Source organism: Bradyrhizobium sp. th-b2, from assembly GCF_000426785.1.
GTDB classification, from domain to species: Bacteria; Pseudomonadota; Alphaproteobacteria; order Rhizobiales; family Xanthobacteraceae; genus Bradyrhizobium; species Bradyrhizobium septentrionale.
Genome location: NZ_AUGA01000163.1, coordinates 1 through 5,610, shown reverse-complemented (window position 1 = coordinate 5,610; position 5,610 = coordinate 1). Strand labels below are relative to the sequence as shown.

4 protein-coding genes and 1 pseudogene are annotated in these 5,610 nt (G+C 58.6%); all 5 read right to left on the bottom strand.

Annotated features, from left to right (window positions below; genetic code table 11):
* Positions 1-566 (bottom strand): SDR family NAD(P)-dependent oxidoreductase (locus K359_RS0146655; RefSeq protein WP_035978442.1); only part of this gene is annotated, 566 nt, incomplete at its 3' end.
* A 22-nt stretch (positions 567-588) separates the two neighbouring features.
* A pseudogene (locus K359_RS56260) lies at positions 589-2,204 on the bottom strand (oleate hydratase).
* A 533-nt stretch (positions 2,205-2,737) separates the two neighbouring features.
* Complete coding sequence (locus tag K359_RS0146645; RefSeq protein WP_029085110.1) at positions 2,738-3,496, bottom strand: hypothetical protein; 759 nt, start codon at positions 3,494-3,496, stop codon at positions 2,738-2,740.
* 511 nt (positions 3,497-4,007) lie between these two features.
* Complete coding sequence (locus K359_RS60550; protein WP_371261263.1) at positions 4,008-4,715, bottom strand: hypothetical protein; 708 nt, start codon at positions 4,713-4,715, stop codon at positions 4,008-4,010.
* Positions 4,716-5,169: 454 nt separating this feature from the next.
* Positions 5,170-5,610: GGDEF domain-containing protein (locus K359_RS56255; protein ID WP_035978440.1), on the bottom strand; the 441-nt coding region annotated here is incomplete at its 5' end.

The window sequence follows — 5,610 nt, the reverse complement described above, 5'->3', positions numbered from 1 at the left end:
ATCGGGGTGGCAATGAAGCCGGGATGGATCGAGTTGATGCGGACTCCCGAGGCCGCGGCTTCCAGTGCAGCGGACTTGGTTATGCCCCGCACGCCGAACTTCGAAGCGACATAGGCGTGGAGTCCGGCACTGCCCCGCAGCCCCTCGACGGACGAGACGTTGACGATCGAACCTCCGCCCGCGCGCCGGATGGCCGGTAGGGCTGCCTGCATTCCGAGGAATACGCCGGTTAGATTGACGGCAAGGGTCTTGTTCCACTGATCGAGCGAGAACTGCTCAATAGGGGCTATGTTGGCGATCGCGGCGTTGTTGACCAGCCCGTGGAGCGCGCCGAAGCGCCCTTCGGCGCTTGCGACCGCCTCGGCCCACTGCTTCGGCTGGGTAACGTCCTGAGGCATATAGATGGTCGAATTGCCAAGTTGAGCCGCGAGAGCCTCTCCTTCTGTATGAAGAATATCAGTGATCACGACCCTGGCCCCCTCAGCCACCAGCAGGCGCGCATTAGCTGCCCCCATTCCGCGAGCCCCGCCGGTCGCCAGAATGACCTTGTCGTTCACACGTCCCATAGTCGTCGACTCGTTCCGTTGATCAATGGCGGTGCAGCGTCTTCCAGGCGTCGAAGAGAACGCGAGGGTCATGCTGGCCCTTGTAAAGGGGTGAGACCGAACGTTGGACATCGAGCAAGCCGAAAACGGCAGTCTGCGCCGCGCGCACGGAATATTTAACGGTAAAGACAACGTCGGCGGGAATCTCGCAGAACTGGCCGATGAAGGCGAGGTTGCGCGATCCCTTCGGGATCACCCTCGGTCGGTCATGACGCGCGGCATGAACTGGGCGGTAATGTAAGGCATCATCGCCGTAATGACGCGCGACGTGTCGAGAATGAACGGAATACTCTCTGTGAATCGCAGGTGCGAAAGCAATTCGATGAGAATTTCACGCCCCGTGCACTCCGACATGGGCTTATGCACGAAGTTACCCGGCTTGTCCGGGTAGAGCCCATAGCCCCACCACACTCACACATTCTTCGGCTGTTCGTAAAAGTGCGGTTGCCGATTAAGGACAATGGTCAGGAGCCAATTGGAGTCTTTAATTGTTACCAATCCGCCTTTGCCGGCCTTACTGCCGGAGAAGGCTTCTAGCCGGTCGAAGAAGCTCGAGTCGTCCGCGGTGACTGTGAACGATTCCCATTTGGACTGATCGATCTTGGAAGCGAAGGCGGCGGGGCGGCCGAAATCCGGACTCTTGGCAGCCAGGCGCTCCCAAAGTTTCCACGCCCCTCCGGTTCGCTCCGTATTCAGCACGGGAACCGTGTCCATCGAACCGTAACTCGTATCGGATGTCATTGACCCGTTGGTCACGAACACAAGATCCCGTTCGGCCAGATCGATGGTGCGATCTTCGCCGCCATGCCGATAGCGCAAACGCGTCGCGGTCTTCTTCCCGCCTTCGGTGACAATATCAACATCGGTCACTTCCGTCCCCATCTCCAGCCGCACGCCCCGCGCCGTCAACCATGCGACGATCGGACGGACCATGGCGTCGAACTGGTTGAACTGGGTGCGGTAGATCCCCGCTAAAGTGTCGACCGTCGAGAACAGATGCAGGAAGCGCAGACAGTATCGCTTGAACTCGACGGCGCTGTGCCATGGCCCAAAAGCAAAGGTTGTGGACCAGATGAACCAGAAATTGCTGCGGAAAAAGTGGGGTTCGAACCAGTCCTGGATCGTCCTGACGTCGAGCACCGATTCTGGAGCCGCGCAAAGCGCGATCAGGTCGAGCCGATCTTTCTCACTGAACCCCAGATCGGAGACGTCGACGATCTGCCCTCCCGAAACCAAGCGCGCCTTGTCGTTCCAAAAGAACTCCTAATGGAACTCCATCAATTCGTCCTTCGCCGATTTGGTCTCGTCGGCAATCGAGGGAATGAAGGATAACAAGTCGCAGGTACAGTTGAACTTTTCCTCGAACATGCGCCCGCCGCGCATGACATATCCGTCCTTCGGATCGCCATGTGCGTCGAGGCTTTCGCCGAACTGCTCCATTTGCTCGAACAGGACGACATTCGGGCCGGATAGCCCGCCCTCCTTGACGAGGTAAGCCGCTGCGGCCAGGGCGGCGATGCCTGTTCCGACCAAATAGGCCTTGCGAGGAGCCGCCTGCTTCGGTGGATTAAGGCGAGAAACGAGAGAAGCAGAGGACATAAAGTTCTCCAGCATGTAGCGGTTGGAATGTCTATGCAATCGGCGCGCCGATGGCGCCGTGCAAAACAATATGATCGCGAAGCACAGCTCCCGGACTGCATAATCAACAAGCGCCAGAAGCCCTTCGGGGTGCACAGCCACATGCAGTCGCCGTCGAGCGCCTGACCATAAGCAGCAACGGCGCCGCGATCATCGAATTGGATCAAGCCATACCAGCAGCGGCTGCGCGGCGCGCAAAAGCTGATTGCGGGCTTTGCTTGAAGACGGAATGGGAGCGTCGTCATGTCGGGCTTACAACCATCTCCGTCTTCAACCAGACAAGACAGAAAGCAACCGGACAAGACGGAAATTGAGACGGTGCCAGTTGTCGCTTTTGCCGAAGTCGACCATACGTCAGTACGAAGATGCCCAAGGCGACCTTACAAGGTGCTTGGCCAGCGGCCGGGTTGAGTTCGAGCGCAAGCACGTACCGGTCCTTGGCGCATCGCTAAAGTCTTTCGGGATGGCGCCACACTTCTGAACCAGGGTCCGTGCTACCTCCTCATCTGTGAGGCGCTCCATCCCCTGAGAGCCCGGGCTGTGAGGCTGGCGTTCGCCAGTTCTCTCCAGGACTTCCGTACTTCCATCCAACGGATTTTTCGAGCGGGCAAGGTATCAAGCAGTTTTCGGGCAATTGGTACAAACCGCACAGCTTCCGAGTTCGGGTCGCGCTTGGTATCTTCGAGAATTTTGAGAGCGGCCGCTTCGGACCGTCTCCAGCCCGACTCGGTGAACCTGCTCTCCGCGAAATACTCAAAACAGGTCCGGAACCTCAAAGCGCGGCCGATGATCGTATGGGCTGGCAATCCCGCCTCGCTCAGCCACCTCCGAAGATGGTCACACCACCCTTTGCTGCTGCATTCGAGAAGACCACCACCTTCCAAGACCAGAAGCGCTGCCATGCCAGCGATCTCGCATCGTACCTCCTCATTCTGGCCTTCGAACCAGTTCCGGATTGCATGCAGTGGCGTCACCGGCCGATTCACAACCGATACCTGTGCCGTGCCGGCGCGATAGAACGGAACCACGTTTTCCAGCGATGGCAGGCGCGGCCACGGCCTCCCTTCTGAGTCCCACAAGACCCAGCGCTGAGCGATCCTCTTTGCCTCGTCGGGCGACCTGCTTCGCCAAAGCTCTTTGAGCGCCTCATTGACGTAATATGAGACGTCAGCTTTCAGACCGCATGTACGTGCTATTGCTGCGAGGCGACCGGCGTCAATGAGCCGCGCCGCGAAATTGTTCTCCGCGTTCATTTGCCGACGTGCTAAGTGGTTCGCTGCTCAGTTCCGATCATCAACCTTCAGAAGGTACCACAATCTCCAACTTGTCATACCCACCTCATTCGGTACGGCGTGGACGTATGCAAAGCCAATGGAATTGGGCTGGCTGGGCCTTCGCGCTCTTATTGATTTTCGGAGAAGTCACTGACGGCGAAAAGGACAATCCACTTTCAGGCTATGAAGTGCCACTTGGACTTTGCCAAGAAATCCTGGTCGAAGTCGTTCCGCGAGGGATCGAAGATGCTGGATCGTCTCAAAACACAGCCACCCTCTGCGGTGAGGTAAGCTATCCACGCATCGCCGCACGAAGGGGACGATTCCGCCCTCCCGACCTCGTCGGCCCGCGTCCGTCAAAAAACTTGGGCTTCTCAGAATGCAAAGACCCCGCTGCTGTCCCGCTCAGAACTGAACGCCGTGCCGAATTCGGTTGCTACGATACAGCGCCGCCTCAGGGGCGCGTTGGTTGGGCGTATAGCTAGGACGACTACACACTCATTGAAGCCAAAGCAGATTGCGGCGAGGTGGACAAACGCGAGGAAGTTCGGCCCGTCGGTCGAATCGCGTAGCGAAGCGGCGGAAGTGTTTTGAGCTTGTTGAGCAGCGCTCGATGCGGTTTCTCAGCTTGTAGATCGTTTCGTCGTGGGGGATCGGGACCTTGCGAGAGCGGCTGAGGAAATCTCTGCTTGGGAGTTCCTGTCTGCGATGGTTTTGCGCAGACGTCGTTGTAGTCATAGGCCCTGTCGGCTAGCACGGCCCCGGCCTCAAAGCCTTCGAGCAGGGCTTTCGTAGTGAGATTGCCGTGTCGTTGACCGGCCATGAGCATGTAAGCGGACGACCGAGGCCGTTGCAGAGCATGTGGATCTTGGTCGTCAAACCACCTCCGGAGCGCCCGAGTTCTTGAGTTTTGGCCCCCTTCTCCGCTCGCGGCCTGCTGGTGGACGCGAACCAGAGTGGTGTCGAGCATCAGGTATTTATTGTCGCGATCCCGGATCAGTTCGGCAAACACTTTCTCCCACACGCCGCTTTGGCCCAGCGGGAAACCGCGCAGGCACGCTGTTCCACTTGCCATAGCGCTCCGGCAGGTGCAGGTGCTGCCAGTTAGGCGCCGGACCGCGGAACCCACAACCCCGTTCACGAACAGACGGTTGTCGACACCGCTGCGGTCGGGATCACCCACCTTGCCCGCCAGCATCTGCCCGAGGATCGATAGAACGCGCTGTCCAGGCGCCGGATCACGCAATTGAATGGGCGATTGTTGCCGACGTCATGAATCTTCTTCGACTCTTCCTCGACCGGCTGCGCGACTCCCGAGAACCGTCCCGGTTAAACCGCGCTCCACCTAGAAGGTGCCGGCATAGTCGCTTGCCTGGGTTAGCGCGGTATAGGCGATCTCCGGCAACTGGATTTTCCTGAGCTTTTTGAGCAACGAAGAATGCGGCGCGCCTGCTCGACCAGCTTCAGCGCGAACTTTTTGACCGCGAAGCCATTGTGCTACTCCGGACTCATTCCGAAAAACTTTCTCGTTTTCGCGATGGGCGACGAAGAGAAATTGGTAAGTGGAGCTTCGGATCTGACCTGGAGAATGACAACGAAAATGAGCGCCACGGCGCGGAGCGCCTGAGGCTAAGCGCGCGAATGAATGAAGCTTACGCGGCAATCACACGATTGCGACCTTCATGTTTTGCGCGATAGAGCCGCTGATCGGCGACGTTCAGCAATCCGTCAAGCGTGTCTCCATCGCGCCCGAACTCCGACACCCCAACGCTGATGGTGACGCCGACCGACGGCTGAGCTTCGACGTCGAATGCAGTGCCTTCAATCGTCGATCGAAGGCGTTCGGCTACCGCGTAAGCCGTGTCGAGCGTCGCCGCGGGCAGCAAGACCATGAATTCTTCACCGCCCACGCGTGCGACAGAGTCATAAGGGCGAATTGCCTCCAGACACTTTCGCACAAATGCGCGGAGCACCTCATCGCCGACGCTGTGACCACGTGAGTCATTGATATCCTTGAAATGGTCGAGATCGAGCGACAGCAGAGATAATGGAGCACCGGTTCGTTTGGCCCGCGCGATCTCGGCGCCGATATG